The sequence below is a fragment of the Paenibacillus sp. FSL P4-0184 genome (genome assembly GCF_038004625.1).
GTDB lineage: Bacteria > Bacillota > Bacilli > Paenibacillales > Paenibacillaceae > Paenibacillus_AQ.
The window spans coordinates 4354134-4373552 of sequence record NZ_JBBORN010000001.1; the positions used below are offsets into that span (position 1 = coordinate 4354134).

Genomic DNA, 19419 nt, shown 5'->3' on the forward strand with positions numbered 1-19419 from the left:
ATTGATATATATATAGAACGCTTACAGGAAGAAGGAAGAGGATCATTCGGATGGTAAGAGTACTTAAGCGTAATCATACCCCAGTTGTCAAATCCTTACGGAATACCTTATTCATCTATCTAGTTATCGGAACACTTCTTCCGCTTCTCTTAGTAGGATTCGTAACCTACACCTCTATTTACTCTATTCTTTCAGGGAAAATTGGCAATGGTATAAGTGCAAGCTTGAAACAGGAAGCCTCTAGCTTGGAGAATGCCATCGACAATATGGATTTTGCCTCTAAACAGTTTGCGCTGGATGGTCAGATTGTGGAAGAAATGTCCTCATTTATTCAGGAAAAGCAAATTTATCGCAAATCGCAAATGATGAACTCCATCAACCAGAAGATCAACCTCGTTAATTTCACGAATCCCTACATTGGACTTACAGCCTACATTATGCCAAGCAGTGATGATCCGGTTCTGTTCACGAATATGAGTGCGCGCAGAAATTTCGATATCAGTACGTTACCTTCTTTTATGCGATATAACGGAGCTGATTATTATGGACCTCATTCTACGATGTATGCCGTCGGAGATAATCTCGTGTTCTCAGAACAGCGCATTGTACGCGTACCAGGTGAGCATAAGCTATTTATTTATTTAGAGACGAATTATAGCCTGCTTCGCAAAATATTTAATCAGGAATCATACGGGATGAAGGTTAACCACCTGCTTGTGAATCAACAGGGCACTAGCACTTATGTCATTGATGGTAAATTACCTCAAGGAATTATCAAAGCTGCTGGAAGCAACTCTAATCTATCACATGAAACACTTACCGGATATCATCTGTTTCGATACGCTAGTCCACAGGGATGGAAGCTTATTGCAGTAGTTAAAAAGTCCGAATTCAACAGTGAAATTTATTCTTGGTTCTATAAAATGATCCTGCTCGCGTTCTCGACACTACTCTTTGCCGGAGTTCTGGCTTTGATGATCTGGAAAAAGATTTATGGTCCTTTGCGCAAGGTTAACCTTGAAATTAATCGAATGGCGGAAAATGTTACCTCTCCGGTTGCCTACACGAATGTGGAAGAGTTTGATTTTGTGCTTAGTAACTTCCAGCAGATGAAGAAACAGGTGAATGAGCTGATTGTTGCGGTAGCCCATAATGAGAAGCAGAAAAGCCAATTCGAGATTGAAAAGCTGCTTAGCCAGATTAACCCTCACTTTTTGCATAATACATTGAATACGGTGCAGTGGATGGCAAGACTTAACGGTCAGAAGGAGATCGACAAGCTGGTTACCCTTCTTGTAAAGGTGCTGCATTATAATCTGGGCAAGCAAAGCATCATTGTTACCCTTGGAGAGGAAATTGAAGCGATCCGAAATTATATGGAACTGCAGCGCATCCGTTATGACTATGAATTCGAATTTAACGTGGAGGCTGATGAGGATGTATTGTCTGTGTCTGTCCCCAGATTCTTACTTCAACCTCTTGTTGAGAACTCGATTTATCATGGACTAAGCGATAATGGCAGGGTGGACGTCTTGATTACAGAGCATGGTGAAGGAGAAGTTCAGCTGTGTGTAAGAGACAATGGGGCTGGAATGGATGCGGATACGTTAGATCAACTGCTGTCAGAGGATGGCGCTAAGAAACGGGGGCTCGGAATCGGATTCTCGTACGTGAACCGGATGCTCAGAACCTACTATGGAGAACAAATGAAGCTAGAGATGTACAGCAAGCTAGGGGAAGGTACGGTTGTATCTATCGTGATTCCGAGGAAAGGTAAGGAGGACTTCGATGATTAAGGCTGTAGTGGTTGATGACGAGAGACTTGTGCGGAAAGGATTCATATCTCTAATTGATTGGTCATCCTTAGGGGTTGTGATTGTCGGCGAGGCGGGAGATGGCAAATCGGCCTTGGAGCTACTTCAACAACAGGATGTGGATCTGTTATTTGTAGATTTGACCATGCCCGGCATTTCTGGGTTCGAGCTAATTAAACTAGTAAGGCAACGTTTCGCAGGTATTCGCTGTGTTGTGCTTACTTGCCATCATGAGTTTGACTATGTGCAGGAGGCTATGCGTTTAGGAGCCGTTGATTATATTGTCAAAACTCTATTGGAGATGGAAAATGCGGACGAGACTATACGTCGCCTGGTCGATCGCATCAAATGGGAGGACAATACAAGGGATGCACTGGTTCATGGTGAAGGTAAAAGGATAGCTGCAGACAAGGCACTGCTCTATTTACCATTAAGCAGCCACTGTAATGAAGAAGAGTTATTTCACCTATCCTTCGTGAAGAATAATCCGCTGATTACCTTTCATGAGATGTGGATGTCGCCCTTGCTTCACCGGTTCTCGGAAGAGGAGGGGAAGCGTGAGCTTAAGAACCAGCTTTCTGGGAGATGGCAGACCGCGCTCATCAGTGGGTTAAGAGATCAGTCACTACAGGAATTGGAGGAGCAGCTCACCACGAAGCTTCGGCATATGCTATTTTATCATTCTAGTGCTGAAGAACTGACCTTTCTGAATTATGAGGAACTAAAGAAGGAAATAGCGGTTCCCCAATTAAAACCGGATGAAGCTGATCTATTCGTGCAAGCTCAAAATCTCAAGTGGACGATTGATGGAAACGAATGGGAGAATTTTGTAACGAATATACTCCTGCAGAAGCCAAGGCAGGATAGATTTCTAACGTTCGCCCATTCCCTTTTGCAAAGCTGGAGTTCTTTACTTTTGAAGTCAGAGGATGCTGTTCAACTGGAACGGGATATTTCGTTTAATTTGAACTGGTGCCATTGGAAGACCTGGCTGCGCCGATTTTCTGATCATGTGGGACGGAGAATGCTCGAGCTAGGATTGACTAAAGAGGTGATGTCTTGCCTTATTCGCGCAGTTCGTTACATGCAGAGCCATGCAGGTGACAAAATCAATCAGAGCGACGTAGCGGCGGAAATTAATATGAGCCGTGGTTATTTCAGTCAATGTTTCGCTCGTTTTGCCGGGGAGACATTCGGTGAATGTTTACGGGGAATGCGGCTTGAGTTGGCTAAATCATTATTGCGGGAGACTTCATTACCCGTCTGTGAGATTGCTTCAAGGTCTGGCTTTGAAGATGACCGTTATTTCAGTAGACTGTTCAAAGAACGTATTGGTCAACTCCCGAGTGAATATCGTGCGGAGGGGAAGGACCAATGATGAGATTGTGTAAATCTATCCTCTTACTTGTAATGATGATCGGACTTACATCATGCCGTGACCAGAACAAAACAGTAGATTCTACTCGAAGTCCTCAGGGTGAGGTCGAAGATGCTTCTGTAGCGTATAGCAAATACGAAGATCCGATCGTGATTCGTGTAGGATTTAAGGTTCCCGATTCCAGGCTAAATACAGGTGACAGCAACGACAACAATCCAATCACCCGTTATTTGGAGAGCATTACGAATATCAAGGTAGTTCACTCTTGGGAAGCGAAGGGTGAAGATGCTTTTAATCAAAAAGCACAGCTTGCGATCGATAGCAATGATTTGCCGGATGCGATGGTTGTTGATCGAGATCAATTGAAGAAACTCATTGATAATGACATGATAGAGGATCTTACAGAGACCTACAATGTATATGGCTCTGATTTAATTAAGGATATGTACAATTCTACTCAGGGTGAGGCATTATCCGATGCTTCTCGATACGGCAAATTATACGGATTGCCTAATGTAGCCATTGATGCGGATTCGCCTGTTCTGCTCTGGTTGCGTCAGGATTGGCTGGATAAACTGGAGCTGCAGGCACCGCAAACCTTCGAAGATATTGAGAACATAGCGAAGGCTTTTATTGAGAAAGACCCCGACGGCAATGGCAAAAGAGATACGGTCGGACTTAGCGGCTACAAGAATATCATCTATGGGACGAAGCCATTAGTAAATGGTCTGGATGCTGTGTTTAGTGCATTACATGCTTTTCCCACCAATTGGATCAAGGATAACGCTGGGAATATTGTATATGGATCCATTACACCTGAGACCAAACAAGCACTTGCCAAACTGGCTGATTGGTATAAAAGAGGGTTGCTGGACCCTAATTTTGCACTTTATAAAGAAACGCAAGAGCCTATTATTACAGGGAAATCAGGCATGTTCTTTGGCCCGTGGTGGATGCCATATTATCCTTTGTCAGAGGCGGTTGCTCTAGATACGAAGGCAGAATGGAGAGCGTATGCTGCTCCACTTGATGAGTCTGGTAAGTTTGTTGCTCATTTGGCTCCGGTAACAGACCGTTACCTTGTTGTACGTAAAGGTTTCGAGCATCCAGAGGCGATTATGAAGCAGTTGAACGTGTTTACAAGACTTGAGAGAAGACAAGACCCTAATTCGGAGGAAGTTAAGAAGCTGGATGATTTCTCTGCGCAAACAGGAATTCAGCTGCGTGCTTATTATCCGTTTGACCTTTTAATTGATTATTCGGATGCGATAGAGAAACATTATGCAGATATCCAGCAAGCTTTGCATGGCAAAATAGACCCGGATACATTAAATCCAGATACCCGTCTCATTTATGATCAATGGGTGGAGGACACTGAACAACCAAAGAAAGATCTGGAAGGCTGGAAAGCAGCGAATGCATATAAATATGGAGTTGCCGTCTTAACCTCAACTGCTATTGAGGGAGTGCGGGGAGTATTTTACGGAAACACCCAACTAATGAAGAGTAAGTGGACGGAGCTGCAAAATCTGGAAAGCGAGACATTTTTGAATATCATCGTGGGCGATTCACCGCTTAGTGACTTTGATGTTTTTGTAGCGAAATGGAAGAGCCTCGGCGGGGAGGCGATTACGAAAGAAGTTGCTGAAACTGTAAAGGTGAAGTAAGTACGGGATGATATAGATTTTTTCTCTAAAAGTAGCGGAGTGAATGGACTGATTGTGGAAAAGTGGAGTGTCCTCACCAAGGAAACGGGAGCACTGATCGATAATTAGGGAATTCCTCCCTGTAATTCTGAGATTTCTGCTCATCTGACTAATAATTAGGGAAAAACTCCCTATAATTTTGCTGATTTGTTGGCAAATACCGATATTACTCTGATTTTTAGGGAGGATTTCCCTCTTTCTATTCATTTAAAACATTTACCAGCTATTTTCAGGGAGTTTTTCCATAATAATTCTCAAAAAAAAGAAGCTGTCCTTTAAGTAGCCTTTACTACTTTTGAGACAGTTTCTTTTTTTGTCCTATTCTTCGTCAGTGCTGATTTTTTGAAGTAAGTAGCGAAGCTGCTCTACTTCCTCGCTGGTTAATTTACCAACTAGGCTCTTGTTATAATCATCTAAAATAGACTGAAGAATTGGCGAGAAATCGATAGCTTTAGGCGTTGGATATAGTAGGTGAGAGCGTCGATCATTAGGATCTGGTTTACGTTCAATATAACCCGAATTCTCTAATTGCTTCACGGAGCGTGCGGTGGTAGCTTTATCGAATTTTAGTTCAGAAGTTAGTTGATCTTGTGTAATCCCTGGTCTGGAAGTAATCAGTTTTAGAAAACTATGTTGCCCGCCACTACCTATTCCATAGGGCATGAATTTTTTTACCAATTGCTTTTGATTTTGACGATGAAAATAGGAAATCAACTTTCCTATAGGCTCTTTTTCCAAGATATAGACACCTCTTTGGGTTTATAGTTCGCGTATTTGCTACTCTGAGACAAAGTGTACAATAAAGTCGTTGCGTGCGCAACTAAATTGATGTACACTGGGTAAGTAAGTTTTGTTGCGTACGCAACTAAACGTTGATTTTATATTCAATGAGGTGTTAGTTTATGAGTTCTATTAGCGCAACTTATCAGGAAGACAAGGAAATTCAGAAGAAACGCTGGATGATTTTAATTGTTCTGAATATTTTTACCTTCATGTCCACACTTGATGGTAGTATTGTCAACATCGCTCTGCCAGAATTATCGAAACAATTGAAGCTGCCTATGGCACAAATCGAATGGGTAACCACAGGATATTTGATGGCGATTTGTGCTGCGATTCTTTTCTTCGGGAAGCTTGGAGATATTGTCGGGAAGATTCGAATCTTTAAGATTGGTACGATAGTTTTTGTTATTGGTTCTATGCTGTGTGGATTTAGTTTAAGTTTACCTGCATTACTTGCTTCGCGTGTCATTCAGGCTATCGGAGCTTCGATGACAATGGCGAACAGCCAGGGAATCGTTACGGATATCTTTCCTGCCAATGAGCGGGGTAAAGCGCTTGGTTTCATAGGTACATTCGTGTCTCTGGGAAGTATAGCTGGTCCTAGCTTAGGTGGGATTATGGTTTCGACATTAGGCTGGGAGTATATTTTTTGGGTGAACATTCCTATTGGAGTGATCGCTATCCTGTTAGGCTGGAAGGTACTGCCTAAGGATTTAACTAGGACGAAATCTACAATAGACGTTCCGGGTAGTTTACTCTTCGCTATTTTTATCATAAGTTTGTTCGCAGGGCTTTTATTGGGACAGCAGCTCGGTTATGGCGATAGCTTAATTGTGACGTCTTTAATCGTAGCTATAGCCAGCTTCATTGCTTTCTTATGGACGGAGCTTCGCCGGAAAGAACCTCTACTACAATTATCATTATTTAAGAATCCGTTGTTTTCTTTAAGTATTTTATGTGGGTTTCTCGTGTTTACAGCGAACTTCTGCTTTAATATCATCGCGCCGTTTTATGCACAGAATATGCTGAATCTATCGCCCTTTGAAGCGGGATTCCTGTTGATGTTATTACCGATATGTATGGTAGTCGTAGCACCAATAAGCGGTGCTTTATCGGATAAAATCGGGTCTGAATTCCTAACTTTTGCAGGGCTGGTAGTCATGGTTATTGCTCAGTTTGGATTAGCTGAGCTTCATGAAGGAAGCTCTGTTGTGCTGGTAGGCGTGTGGATCGCTATGTTAGGAATAGGGAGTGGTCTGTTTCAGTCGCCAAATAATTCGCTTGTGATGTCCAAGGTGCCTAGAACTCAGCTTGGTTCTGCGGGCAGCGTCAACTCGCTTGTTCGTAATGTGGGGATGGTCGTCGGTATTACGATAGCTACGACGATTCTCTTTCATGTGATGAGCAGTGAAGCTGGTTATCGGGTAACAGGTCTAGTTCCAGGTCGACCAGAGTTATTTATCAGTGGGATGCATGTAGTGTTCATGACTTCGGCATCCATATGCTTTGTGGCTGCACTGCTAACGGGTTGGAGAATGATTAGTGCAAGAAGCGCCAGAGTGCAGACTTCGGAAAGACCATAAGGAATAAAAGAAGAAGATCCTTCTGACGCTACGGCGTGGAAGGATCTTCTTTGTGATGATATTGAAGGGCTTTCTTAATGGCTTGCAAGTATTGATACCGATAATGATCATCCGGTTCTAAATAGGCACCCTCAGCCCATTCGTTCCAAGCGTTAATATAAATAAAATCACTTTTGAACATCTTCTTGGTCCTCTCAATTTGTCGTGACAGGTATTGACCGAATTTGTGAGGATTTGCACCTAAAGTACTTTGTCCGGCAGCACCTTTGCGTGGTGTATTATCCCAGTTAACAAATGCTCCCGGATATATAATTTCCCCATCCCTATGAGGGGTCCGTTCTAACATAGATTCCCATAATTCGTCGTAATCAATGACAATATGCTTTTGATCCTCCACCTGCTTGGAACTCCATAAGTGCTTTACACCACCATGTGCGAATGTGTAGTGAGGCTCGAATTCTAGACTGGCGTCGAACCCGTGCTCTGTCTTTAGGGGGAATCCGCCCAGTGTCCGGACAAGATGAAGCCCCTTAAGTCCGTTTTGCTGAGCTAAATCACGCCAACATTGAAGCATTTCATCACACCGAGGGATGCTGGAGGATCTATAGATAATAAATACTGGTTTGCCGTCTACGCAAATATATCGTTCATCTTTGAAGGCCTCCAACAAAGCATAAAAATGCATTCGCCAATCCCGTTCTTCTCCATATTCTTGTGGCATCAAGACATCTTCTTCAGTGCCATCCCAGCTTCGTGTCCAAGGTTCGTTAGCCCAAGACAGACAAAAGGGGAAGTCAGGCTCTTTGCTGGCAAGAATCTGCTGAACCGGTTGTTCCAGAAGTCGCCTGCCATTGAACCAATAGTGATAATAACAAAAACCGTAAATGCCATGAGCTTTTGCAGTTTCTGCCTGCCATTGTTTCACATTAGGGTCCGTTAAATCGTAGTAGTTATTATTTAATGGTTTTTTCGGTTGATCATGTCCAGGATAAAGGGCTGCAGCCTTCCTGACATTTGTCCATTCTGTAAATCCCTCTCCCCACCAGGAATCGTTCTCTGCTATCTGATGAAACTGAGGCAATACAAAAGCGATGCATTTCAAGTCAAGTCACCCCCTATGGTTCCGTGAATATTTTTTTGAGAAGCAGCTTTCCCTGCTGAAGATAAGAATGATTGTACTTCACTTCCTTTAGAGCACGAGAGGCCCAACTTCTCCTTGCATCACTATGGGCAATATAGTACTTGAAGCTCTCAGAGAGCTCTTTAAAGTTCTGGAAACGAATAGGACCTTCTTCTGTGATGGGGTAACTTTGAAGATGGGGATGATCTTCCACGAACTGAAATACGCCGCAAGCAGCGACCTCCATAATTTGCTGCACAGATCCTGTGCAATTGATGATGATTCTTGCTCCATTATAATAGTTAGACATTTCTGCTTTATCGTAGGTGATGTCTATGAAATTTTTGGTGGGCTCCCACCCGCTACCAATGGTCAATATCTTGAGGCCATGAAGTAGTTCTGAATGAGCTAGGGTGTCCAGAACACTATTCATTTGAAAATGGCCGAGAATGAGTACGTCACTGTGGTAACGTTTCTCCACACGTCTTGGATAATAGAGTTCTGTATCTGGAGCATAAGGGAGGTAGCTCGAATGTTTCTCACGTAAACCTTGATAATAGATTAGATTAGCTATGTTCTGTGTGAAAATATAATCGAATAACAGCGCTAGATTACGTTCTGTTCGGGTAAGGCAGGTCGCGTCTGCCATCCATACGGCCTTAGGAGCTTTGTAAGCTTTGAGGGCAGGAATATTCTCCTCAGGGAACAGGGATTCTGATCCCAAGGCTAATATCAGATCAGGCTGATACTGGGCTAAATATTCTTCTAGATTATGATGTAACTTAATGGCAAGCACTTCTTTGACCAGATGCCTTAGCTGATCTTTAAAAAGTCGTACGTTAGGCATTTTATCACTTATCTCTGAGGGAACCAGAAGCAATACTCTTAATTGCTTTAGTTCCCGTGTTATGGTTTCCGCTCTATAAGAGTTCTCGAGAATGAGATTACGGTGTTGCGATTGATGAACTTGGCTGATGGAGACTTCGTGAGTTGAGGGCCTTTGAGGAGTGAGCCTAGTAGCTGTCTTCTTCATAATTCCTCCTGTATTCATTGGAGCCAGTCATTCGCTCTAGCACCTAGTCTTGCTAATCATTATATGTGTAGGGGGTTCATTTGACTTTAGGTATAAGACCATTAATCTGAATCTCGAAGGAAAAAGCGGATTTAGTAAAAGATGTATATCTATCTATGACCGGATTGTCTTGTCTAACATAAAATATACTATAAAACCTGAAAGGGATGATCGTCTTGCCAACCTTCGATAATATTCTTGTTACAGGAAGTCAGACCATTCAAAATGATCTGCATGTTAACGGGAATGAGACTATCGATTCAAATCTGCACTTGAATGGTAGTCAGACGATAATGGGAAGCCTTAATGTGAACGGTAGTGAATCTATACTTGGTCATTTGGGTGTAACCGGTGAAATCAGTGGTGCAGGTACCATCAAAACTGCAACCCGTTTGATCGCGGTGAATCAGGCTTTATCACCTGTTTCAGCACCTACGAGCCTTCAACAAGTCAGATATTTCGCTATAGGAGTTGCAGGTCAGACAGGGCTTGTGCTGAAGGGTACGGATGGAAATGACTATGTATTATTTATCGATTTGACCGGGGGAACACCTAATATTGGGATTCAGCGGGCTTAATTCTGATAACATTAACATCTTCAAGCTCTGAACAATAAAAAACAGCAAGTCGCCTAGGTACAAATAGGGACTTGCTGTTTGAGGTTTCTATTAGTTCTTAAAGCTGTGAATTGGAGCAGGAATTCGTCCGCCTCGGTTGATGAAGTTGGCACAATTGAAGCCGTTAACAGCCATGACAGGCGCATATCCAAGGAGACCGCCAAATTCTACGATTTCGCCCACATCCTTACCGATGACAGGAATGACGCGAACTGCGGTTGTTTTGTTATTGACCATTCCGATAGCAGCTTCATCGGCGATGATGCCAGAGATCGTCTCTTTGGTGGTACTTCCCGGAATAGCAATCATGTCCAGTCCTACAGAACATACACAGGTCATGGCTTCTAGCTTCTCGAGCGTAAGCGCACCACGCTGTACGGCTTGAATCATTCCGTGATCTTCACTAACTGGAATAAAGGCTCCACTGAGTCCGCCAACATAGGAGGAGGCCATCACGCCACCTTTTTTAACATTGTCATTTAGAATCGCCAGAGCGGCTGTTGTTCCTGGTGCGCCAGCTTCTTCCAGACCCATGACTTGAAAGATCTCCGCAATGGAATCCCCAATTTCTGGTGTTGGAGCCAGAGATAAATCGATAATCCCAAAAGGCACGTTCATCCGTTTCGATGCTTCCTGCGCAACTAGTTGTCCCACACGTGTAACTTTAAACGCAGTCCGTTTGATCGTTTCACACAGGGTTTCGAAGTCCTGACCTTTCACTTCCTCTAATGCACGCTTGATTACACCCGGGCCACTGACGCCAACGTTAATGACACATTCCCGTTCACCAACCCCATGAAAGGCTCCAGCCATAAAAGGATTGTCCTCGACAGCATTACAGAAGACAACCAGCTTAGCACAGCCGATGGAATCCCGATCCTTGGTGCGTTCCGCAGTTTGAATAATGATATCACCCATTAATTTCACAGCATCCATATTGATTCCACTTCTGGAGGAGCCGACGTTGACGGACGAACAGACTCTTTCAGTGACTGCGAGTGCTTCTGGGATACTGTCGATTAGAATACGATCACCTTTGGTGCACCCTTTTTGCACAAGCGCAGAGAAGCCGCCAATAAAGTTAACCCCAACTTCTTTGGCAGCCTTGTCCAAAATTTCCGCTACAGGCACATACGTATCCGTCTTCACGGCACCAGCAGCAATAGCTATAGGAGTCACAGAAATTCGTTTATTAACAATTGGTACACCGAATTGTCTTTCCAGATCTTCACCTGTTTTGACGAGCTTCTCGGCGGATCTAGTGATTTTGTCGTATACGTTTTGGTTAAAAGTTCTCATATCTGTATGTGCACAATCCATGAGGCTGATCCCCATCGTTATGGTACGTACATCCAGATTCATTTCACGGATCATCTTATTCGTTTCTTGTACTTCCACCAGTGATATCATGGTCATCCTCCTAAATGCGGTGCATAATATTAAAAATATCCTCATGCTGAAGCTTGATTTCCACGCCGATCGCTTCTCCGATCAAATGTAAATCCTCAACAATATCCTCAAATGCTTTAGTCGCGCCAGAAATGTCTACAATCATCATCATGTTAAAATAATCTTGTACAATCGTCTGAGAAATATCCAGAATGTTCAAATTGTGCTCGGCAAGATATGTACATATCTTGGCAATAATCCCTACTTTGTCTTTTCCTAATACAGTAATAATCCCCTTCATAAATACAGCCTCCCTTTGTATATGGTGATTACGCCGTGTAAACGGAATGAACCATTCCAATCATTATTACAAATGCTGAAGCAAGCTTCAACCAAAGGTTTTTTGTCCGTTTGATCATTTTTATATAAAGTCCTATGAATTTAAAGAAAATTCGATTGACAGTATATGAAAAATATGATGAAGTGAGAGATTGATACGATACTCTGAAGGAGTAAATATGACTACACAAAAATATAAAAATATGGTTGAAGAGCGGACCAAACAAACCCTCCAGGAATGGTCGGAACTGTCGGAAGTTAACGAGAAGGACATTTATCGTTTTTTGCATAATTTGAAAGGTACGGCAGGAACAGTGGGGTTACAAGAAGTTGAACAGTTTGCCGATGCAACGTTGCCCTATTTCATGGAAAGTAGCCTTAAGAACTGGTCTATTGAAGAGTGGGGCGATTATTTGTATCCGCTTATTCCACTGTTTAATCAAGATTCATCGGTTTCTCTAGGTTCAGTTAAGACGTTAGACAAAAAAGGAAATGATGATTCGCTCCCACATAATGATATTTTGCTTATTGATGATGATGTAGAATTAGTGGCTTATTTAAAAGAATCATTGGAGAAGCAGAACTATTATGTAAGCATTGCCTTGTCCGCTGAACGAGGTCTCAAGATTTTTTATGAAACCAAACCGGATCTAATTCTTCTGGATATTCTTTTGCCTGATATCAGCGGAATTGAGGTCTTGAATCAAATTATCGGCAAAGCCAAAAAAGAACGTATTCCAATCATCATTATAAGTGGGGAGTACTCCAAAGCGACTCAACTGCATGCGTATAGGCTGGGTGTGATGGATTTTTTATCGAAGCCTGTAGATATTGATTTATTTCTGGCTTTGATTAAAAACCGCTTTGAGTTAAAGCGGGAGTGGCAGGAATCCATCATTGTGGATGAATTGACGGGTGCGTTTAATCGAAAACACTTTAATCAAGTGATGAAGCAGCTGATTTGCGATTTTAAGCGCACGGAACGGGTGTTTTCTTTAGCACTGATTGATCTGGACTATTTCAAAAAGATTAATGATACATATGGTCATCTAATCGGAGATGAGGTATTACAGTCCTTGTCTGAGCTTGTAAAGGGTTCGATTCGTATGGAAGATACCTTTTGCCGCTTCGGTGGAGAAGAGTTTGCTGTGTTCCTGCCAAATACGGATGCGAGTTCTGCATTGACAGTAATAAACCGTATTAAGGAGCAATTTGCTGCCACTGACTTTTTTGCGAAGAATGAAGTCTTTCATGTGACCTTCTCGAGTGGGATATCAGAGGTAACAGAAGCTGAGAATATTGCCGATAAAATTGTAGAAGAAGCAGACCAAGCTCTCTATGCCAGCAAAGATGCCGGAAGGAATCAGACTACACTCTACACGGACCATTTATCGTCGAGTAAAAAGCATTCGGTTCTAAATGTAATTGTTGTGGATGATGATGCGTTGATTCGAAAAATAGTGACTCATCAGATTGATACATGGGAGCCGGAGGATATTACTGAGGTGAATATCAGTAGTTATGCGAATGGGCTGGATTTCTTGCAATCGGATTGGTATTCCATAGATGAGAAATATATTATTCTACTGGATGGTGTGATGCCGGATCTTGATGGCGTTGAAGTCCTGGAAAGAATTCGCAAGACGTATCCGGAAGTGAATATATTAGTGATCATGCTGACAGGGAGAAATAATCAGGCGGATATTGTACATGCCCTGCAGATGGGTGCCGATGATTATGTAGTAAAACCTGTCCATATGCCTGAGCTGTTGTCCCGAATGGAACGGTTGGCTCATAGATTTTTGTTCTAACACGAAGGGAATTGTGCGAATATGCAAAAAATAATGGTAGTGGATGATGAAGAAGTATTACGGATGTTAATCGAGGATACATTGGAAGATTTGGAGAATGTTGAGATTCACACAGCGGAGAATGGGTTGGAAGCTCTATCTAAGCTGTCTACGGATCCTTATGATTTGGTGATTCTCGATTATATGATGCCGGAAATGACAGGGATTGAAGTGCTTCAGCAGCTGGATGAGGAGAAAAAGAAAACTACAGCTATATTAATGTTAACGGCCAAAGCTCAAGATGTAGATCGAATTCGAGCAGTTGAAGCAGGTGCGCGTTACTTCATGCCGAAACCATTTAGTCCGATGGAACTCTTGCAGATTGTGGAGGGGATCCTGAGTGGTGAAGAAAAGTAACGCTAATCACAGCATCAAAAATAAATATTTCCGCATCATTGTATTAGTGTTTTCTTTAATCATTCTTATGGGAACTGTTTTTTTTATTTTCATAAACTATGAACAAGATGAATTAAGTAGAGAACGTGAAAGTTTGCAGTATAAAGCAGACACGATCAGTGAGATGGCGAGCACGTTAAATGAGGTGTTTTTCCGAGCTAGGGGATTCACTTTGCTTAAGGACGAGAATGAATTAAAGCTCTTAAATGCAGCCCTAGTAAAATTTGATCAAATTCTGGATACGTATTCTAATCTTAATTTATCCGCCGAAGAAGCCTTGTTTAGAGATGGTTTAAAATCATTTTATGTCCAGTATAAAAATAAAACGCTACCGGAAGCGATTCGGCTTGTCGAGGCTGATGATTATGCTGCTTTGAGAGTACTATCCGGAGATGGTATTACTAAATCAGTGAATGATTTTCTAACGTATACGAAAGAGTATAGACAGCGATCCGATGCAGCATTAAATACCATGGCTATGGATTATATCAAACGAGCTAACGAATTCACCTTTATCGCCTTCTTTTTTAGCACGATTATTCTACTGTTCTTTACCTTTATGATCTGGCGGATTCTTAAGAATTTGATTAATCCTATTTTGAAGCTGGAAGGGGCCACTCATTCCTTGGCTGCCGGTGAGGAAATTCTTCTCGGCAAGCTTAAGCATCAAGATGAGATTGGTCGGCTTTATAATGCATTTCTAAATATGGCCAGAAGTATTCAGGACAAAGAAGAAGAATTGATGATGCAGAATGAAGAGCTGCACGCGCAGCAAGATGAACTTCAGGATCAGCAGTACAGACTGCAACGTTCGCTTAGTGAAATAGAGAGTATGATGAAGGCACTCGATCAATCCTCAGCGGTGGGGATCCTTACAGATAAGGGCGTATTTACCTACGCGAATGATAATTTAAGCAAATATACCGGCTATAAAAATTCTGAAATTATCGGTTTTACCTATAAGTTATTTGAACTCTATAATATATCTAGAGAACAAATGCAGAAGATCTTCAACAAATTATATACGGGCGGGGTATGGAGCAATGAACTCCAGATTCTGACTAAAGACGGATTGCCAATCTGGATGCATCTGACTGTCGTGCCGTATCTGAACAATGAGGGTGTGATTTATCAGTACATTTTTATCGCGTATGATGTCACCTCTATGAAAAGTGTACAGCTGGAGCTAGCGGAAACGCTGAAGAATACAGAACAGACCAAAAAAATGCTTGAGCTTAATAATCAGCTGAATCATGACATTACATACACCTTAGATAAACAAGAATTTGCAGATAAGTTTATTCAGTTCATGCATCACCTGTATTCATTTGATTCGAGTTTCTTCCTTCTTGTAAAAGATAAGATCGCAGCTGTTAAAGGGATTCCTCAGGAAAATGTAGCGCGTTATCTCGATAATGAGAACAATGAAATGTTATATCGTTTGAAGACGGAAAAAACCTATCTGATTAAGCGTCTAGCTACGCAATCGGAACAGGGAATTTCTGCGAATGAGGTCTACTGTTATGATTTCTATACCACTGTTGTAAATGCAGAAGATGAGATTCTAGCTGTATTTTGCGGAACCCGGATTGGACATTCTTTCAGTAAAGAAGAGATTAATGAGGTTCAAGGAATGATGAACCGCGTAGCTCTGGCGATTGAACGTTTATTCATGTACGAAGAGATTGAACATGGGCGAAAGCTGAACCGCGATATCGTGAATAACGTAAACGAAGGCATTCAGTTCGTGAGTACAGAAGGCGTGATGCTTCAGATGAATAAGGCGCTGTGCAACATCGTTAACTATGACTGGATTGAAGGTACACTGACTCCTAGAAAAGAATGGATGGATTATTTCATCGAACGCTCGAATGAGAACCATGAGCTTCGGTCGTTTTTTGAACAGGCAATCTCTGAGGATGCTCTGGAGTCCAGCAGTATGCAATACTCCATTGGAACGGAATCCAAGAAGCATATTGATGTTTATGCGATTCCTGTTTTCCGCCGGGAGCTTAGAATTGGTACATTGTTTGTATATAGAGATATCACTAGGGAGTACGAGCTGGATCTTATGAAATCTGATCTTGTCAGTACGGTAAGTCATGAGCTGAGAACGCCATTGTCGAGTGTATTAGGATTCACGGAACTGCTATTGTCCAAAACCATGAAGCCTGAGAAGCAGCTGAAGTATTTGGAGACGATTCATAAGGAAGCGAAGCGGTTGACTGAGCTTATTAATGATTTTCTGGATCTGCAGAGAATGGAGTCAGGGAAGCAGCAGTATATCACGGAGCATGTAAATCTTAGTGAAATTGTCCTTGGGGTTATCGATCAATATAAACTTAGTAGCACGCATCATGTGCTGTTGGTGGATGAGGCTCTGAATGCGGAGGTAGATGTGGACCAGGATAAGATCGTTCAAGTTCTAACGAATTTGTTAAGTAATGCGATCAAGTTCTCACCGTCTAACAATGAAGTGAAGGTACTGCTGCATAATGAGCCGGATCATATTATTGTGCGTATCCAGGATAATGGTCTGGGCATTCCAAAGGATCAAATCGGACAGCTATTCCAAAAATTCAGAAGAGTGGACAACAGTGCCTCCAAAAGAATTGGTGGAACAGGTCTCGGTCTTGCCATCTGTAAAGAAATTATTGAGAAACAAAAGGGAACCATCGGTATTGATTCGGTAGAGGGTGAAGGGACAACCGTTTGGTTTAGCCTCCCAATCCTTAATGCAGAAGCAAGCCGGCAGCAAGATGAGCTGAATAAATGGAATGCTGATAAAGAGCTCAAACCGAATGTAATGATTGTTGAAGATGATTATAGTCTTTCGTTGCTTTTATCAGAAGAGCTTAAAGGGAAGGGGTTCCGTGTTACCCATCACTATCATCCACAGCAAGCTTTTGATCAAGCCTTGAAAACACCATTTGTTGCGATCGTGGTTGATTTGATGCTTGGTGAAGAACTGGACGGTTGGGATTTGATCCGAATGCTAAAAGAGGATTCGAGAACAGAGAATATTCCGATTGTTATCTCTTCTGCTCTGGATCAATCAGACAAGAACCAATTGAATGATGTGATACAGAAGTATTTAACGAAGCCTTATCCGCCAGGTGAGTTATCGAATACGCTTGAAGAGATTGTGAAGATAAAGACAGGGGTAGGCGAGGTATTATTTCCCGAAAGTAAGAAGGATTTATAGTTTTTATTTATCACAATATTTTATAAATAGTATCATTTTTTATAATGAAACCGATCAAAACAGGGCAAATCATACTGTTTTGATCGGTTTTTACGTACTTTATTGATACTTTTTCAATAATTAACAATTTTTAGGTGAAAATGACTTCATTGATCGTTTACAAATATTGTGATAGCCTGATTTTATGAGGTTCTAAAAAAGGCTCAGATAAATTCAATTGAGGCACGGATCATAACCAGATTTCATGTTTAGGAGAGGTGGATATTGTTGCAACTACAGGTAACGAACAGTCCTTTTAACGAGAACCAAGTCGAGCTTCTCAATCGTCTTCTACCAACCTTAACGGAGACGCAGCAAATATGGCTCAGTGGATTTTTGTCCGCGATTGGACGTACTACGGCGGCAGCGCCAGCAGGTGCTGAACTTCAAGTGCCATCGAATACGATTGGAAACACAGAGGTTGGCGCTGCCGTAACGAGCCAACCAGCAGCCTCACGGGAAGTGACCATATTATTTGGTTCGCAAACGGGTAATTGCCAGCGACTTGCGGGGAGCTTGTCCCGCAAGCTGGAAGAGCAAGGATTTCAGGTCACACTCTCCGCGATGAACAATTTCAAACCTACAGCGCTTAAAAAGGTTGAGAATCTACTTCTATTGGTGAGTACTCATGGAGAAGGTGAACCACCTGATAATGCAAGGATTTTTCATGAATTTCTTTACAGTAAAAGAGCCCCTCAATTACAGAACCTGCGGTTTTCAGTTCTGGCTCTGGGAGACACCTCTTATGAATTTTTCTGTCAGACGGGTAAAGAGTTCGATCAGAGGTTAGAGGAGCTTGGTGGTAAGCGCCTAAGTCCACGTGTAGATTGTGATCTCGATTATGACGATTCCGTTGCCGAATGGTTCGAAGGTGTAATTGCTGCATTAAATGCAAATTTAAATGCTCCAGCCATTGCTGCAAAAGCGGTTCAAGCCGCGGAGGACGCAGAGTCACAAGAACCTCTATATACTCGTAATAATCCTTTTAAGGCAGAGGTACTGGAGAATCTGAATTTGAACGGACGCGGCTCGGACCGGGAGACTCGCCATTTGGAACTATCGCTTGAAGGCTCTAATATACAGTTTGAACCTGGGGATGCACTGGGAGTATACCCAGAGAATCATCCTGAACTGGTGGACGCTATTATTCATACTATGGGCTGGAATCCTAATGATAAGGTTCCGTTTAATAAGAAAGGTGATGAAGGAGCCTTACGTGAGGCACTTCTGCATCATTATGAAATCACTGTATTGACCAAACCTTTGCTGGAGCAAGCGGCAAAGCTGTCTGCTTCAAACAAGCTGAGTGAGTTATTAGCTCCAGATCGTGCTTCGGAGCTTAAAGAGTATATTCAAGGACGCGATCTACTCGATTTGATCCAGGACTTCTCACCGTGGGAAGGTCCAGCCAGCAGTTTTGTGACGATTTTGCGGAAGCTTCCTGCACGCCTATATTCTATCGCTAGCAGTTATAAAGCTAACCCGGATGAGGTTCATCTAACCGTCAGAGCTGTACGTTATGAGGCTCACGGTAGGGAACGTTACGGTGTCTGCTCAGTGCATTGCGCAGAAAGAGTAGAGCCGGGAGATACATTGCCTATTTACATTCAGCATAATCCTAACTTTAAGCTACCGACTAATCCGGATGCACCGATGATCATGATCGGACCAGGCACAGGTGTTGCACCATTCCGCTCTTTCCTAGAGGAACGTGGGGAGCTGGGAGCGGAAGGGAAATCTTGGCTGTTCTATGGGGATCGGCATTTTGTAACAGATTTTCTGTATCAGACTGATTGGCAGAGAATGCTAAAGGATGGCGTTCTAAGTAAGCTGGATGTCGCCTTCTCACGTGATACCGAAGAGAAAGTATATGTACAACATCGCATTTTACAAAAGAGTCGTGAGGTTTATGAATGGCTGCAAGAAGGTGCTCATATCTACGTTTGCGGTGACGAGAAGTACATGGCGCATGATGTTCATTCTGCACTGCTTACGGTAATTCAGAGTGAGGGCGGACTGAGCCCTGAAGCGGCAGCGGCTTATCTGGAAGATATGCAACAGACGCAGCGTTACCAGCGTGATGTCTATTAATGGATAGATGGAGTTATCGAATGACTTCGGGGGGAGA

The 19419-nt window shown here is 42.5% G+C and carries 14 protein-coding genes; 9 read left to right on the forward strand and 5 right to left on the reverse strand.

Features of this window, described 5'->3' with window-relative positions:
• Positions 1-50 precede the first annotated feature (50 nt).
• Genes MKY52_RS19095 through MKY52_RS19105 form a run of 3 tightly spaced genes read left to right on the forward strand, consistent with a single transcriptional unit; the run spans position 51 to position 4859 of the window.
• Positions 51-1796, forward strand: a complete 1746-nt coding sequence (locus tag MKY52_RS19095) for a sensor histidine kinase (RefSeq protein WP_341052822.1) — start codon at positions 51-53, stop codon at positions 1794-1796.
• A complete protein-coding gene (locus MKY52_RS19100; RefSeq protein ID WP_341052824.1) occupies positions 1789-3192 on the forward strand; it encodes a response regulator transcription factor in 1404 nt (467 codons plus the stop codon). Before MKY52_RS19095 ends, MKY52_RS19100 begins: the two co-directional genes overlap by 8 nt.
• Positions 3189-4859, forward strand: coding sequence for an extracellular solute-binding protein (locus MKY52_RS19105; RefSeq protein WP_341052825.1), 1671 nt, complete (start codon positions 3189-3191; stop codon positions 4857-4859). The genes MKY52_RS19100 and MKY52_RS19105 overlap by 4 nt, the downstream gene beginning before the upstream one ends.
• Positions 4860-5216: 357 nt before the next feature.
• On the opposite strand, the gene MKY52_RS19110 is transcribed toward MKY52_RS19105, so the two are convergent.
• Positions 5217-5636 carry a MarR family winged helix-turn-helix transcriptional regulator gene (locus MKY52_RS19110; RefSeq protein WP_341052826.1) on the reverse strand — a complete coding sequence of 140 codons (420 nt, stop codon included), beginning with the start codon at positions 5634-5636 and terminating at the stop codon, positions 5217-5219.
• Between the two features lie 164 nt (positions 5637-5800).
• Here MKY52_RS19110 and MKY52_RS19115 point away from each other — a divergent pair, with 164 nt between their 5' ends.
• Entirely contained in the window at positions 5801-7264 is a 1464-nt protein-coding gene (locus MKY52_RS19115; protein WP_339266085.1) for an MFS transporter, read from the forward strand.
• Between the two features lie 28 nt (positions 7265-7292).
• Here the strand turns inward: MKY52_RS19115 and MKY52_RS19120 are convergent, their stop codons facing one another.
• Positions 7293-8366, reverse strand: coding sequence for a glycosyltransferase WbsX family protein (locus MKY52_RS19120; RefSeq protein ID WP_341052827.1), 1074 nt, complete (start codon positions 8364-8366; stop codon positions 7293-7295).
• Positions 8367-8379: 13 nt separating this feature from the next.
• The gene (locus MKY52_RS19125) at positions 8380-9417 is read right to left on the reverse strand and encodes a glycosyltransferase family protein (RefSeq protein ID WP_341052828.1); all 1038 of its coding nucleotides are present in this window, start codon (positions 9415-9417) and stop codon (positions 8380-8382) included.
• Positions 9418-9623: 206 nt separating this feature from the next.
• Between MKY52_RS19125 and MKY52_RS19130 the strand changes: the two genes are divergently transcribed.
• Entirely contained in the window at positions 9624-10034 is a 411-nt protein-coding gene (locus MKY52_RS19130) for a hypothetical protein (RefSeq protein ID WP_341052829.1), read from the forward strand.
• Between the two features lie 90 nt (positions 10035-10124).
• Here MKY52_RS19130 and MKY52_RS19135 read toward each other — a convergent pair whose 3' ends face one another.
• Together MKY52_RS19135 and MKY52_RS19140 are read right to left on the reverse strand one after the other, a co-directional pair.
• Positions 10125-11480, reverse strand: coding sequence for a PFL family protein (locus MKY52_RS19135; RefSeq protein WP_256716384.1), 1356 nt, complete (start codon positions 11478-11480; stop codon positions 10125-10127).
• Between the two features lie 13 nt (positions 11481-11493).
• Positions 11494-11763, reverse strand: a complete 270-nt coding sequence (locus tag MKY52_RS19140) for an ACT domain-containing protein (protein ID WP_341052830.1) — start codon at positions 11761-11763, stop codon at positions 11494-11496.
• 217 nt (positions 11764-11980) lie between these two features.
• On the opposite strand from MKY52_RS19140, the gene MKY52_RS19145 reads away from it, so the two are divergent.
• The 4 genes from MKY52_RS19145 to MKY52_RS19160 all read left to right on the forward strand — a co-directional run bounded on the left by MKY52_RS19145 (position 11981) and on the right by MKY52_RS19160 (position 19382).
• On the forward strand, positions 11981-13612 hold the full coding sequence (locus MKY52_RS19145) for a diguanylate cyclase (RefSeq protein WP_341052832.1): 1632 nt from the start codon (positions 11981-11983) through the stop codon (positions 13610-13612).
• 21 nt (positions 13613-13633) lie between these two features.
• Positions 13634-14008 (forward strand): response regulator transcription factor, encoded by a 375-nt coding sequence (locus tag MKY52_RS19150; protein ID WP_341052833.1) that lies wholly within the window; start codon positions 13634-13636, stop codon positions 14006-14008.
• Positions 13995-17252 (forward strand): ATP-binding protein, encoded by a 3258-nt coding sequence (locus MKY52_RS19155; RefSeq protein WP_341052834.1) that lies wholly within the window; start codon positions 13995-13997, stop codon positions 17250-17252. The genes MKY52_RS19150 and MKY52_RS19155 overlap by 14 nt, the downstream gene beginning before the upstream one ends.
• 267 nt (positions 17253-17519) lie before the next feature.
• A complete protein-coding gene (locus tag MKY52_RS19160) occupies positions 17520-19382 on the forward strand; it encodes an assimilatory sulfite reductase (NADPH) flavoprotein subunit (protein ID WP_341053461.1) in 1863 nt (620 codons plus the stop codon).
• Positions 19383-19419: the final 37 nt, after the last annotated feature.

Excerpts from the sequence above, each read along its gene's own strand:
- MKY52_RS19095 (WP_341052822.1), top strand. The coding sequence starts at position 51 with ATGGTAAGAGTACTTAAGCGTAATCATACCCCAGTTGTCAAATCCTTA.
- MKY52_RS19100 (WP_341052824.1), top strand. The coding sequence starts at position 1,789 with ATGATTAAGGCTGTAGTGGTTGATGACGAGAGACTTGTGCGGAAAGGA.
- MKY52_RS19105 (WP_341052825.1), top strand. The coding sequence starts at position 3,189 with ATGATGAGATTGTGTAAATCTATCCTCTTACTTGTAATGATGATCGGA.
- MKY52_RS19115 (WP_339266085.1), top strand. The coding sequence starts at position 5,801 with ATGAGTTCTATTAGCGCAACTTATCAGGAAGACAAGGAAATTCAGAAG.
- MKY52_RS19125 (WP_341052828.1), bottom strand. The coding sequence starts at position 9,417 with ATGAAGAAGACAGCTACTAGGCTCACTCCTCAAAGGCCCTCAACTCAC.
- MKY52_RS19130 (WP_341052829.1), top strand. The coding sequence starts at position 9,624 with ATGATCGTCTTGCCAACCTTCGATAATATTCTTGTTACAGGAAGTCAG.
- MKY52_RS19140 (WP_341052830.1), bottom strand. The coding sequence starts at position 11,763 with ATGAAGGGGATTATTACTGTATTAGGAAAAGACAAAGTAGGGATTATT.
- MKY52_RS19145 (WP_341052832.1), top strand. The coding sequence starts at position 11,981 with ATGACTACACAAAAATATAAAAATATGGTTGAAGAGCGGACCAAACAA.
- MKY52_RS19150 (WP_341052833.1), top strand. The coding sequence starts at position 13,634 with ATGCAAAAAATAATGGTAGTGGATGATGAAGAAGTATTACGGATGTTA.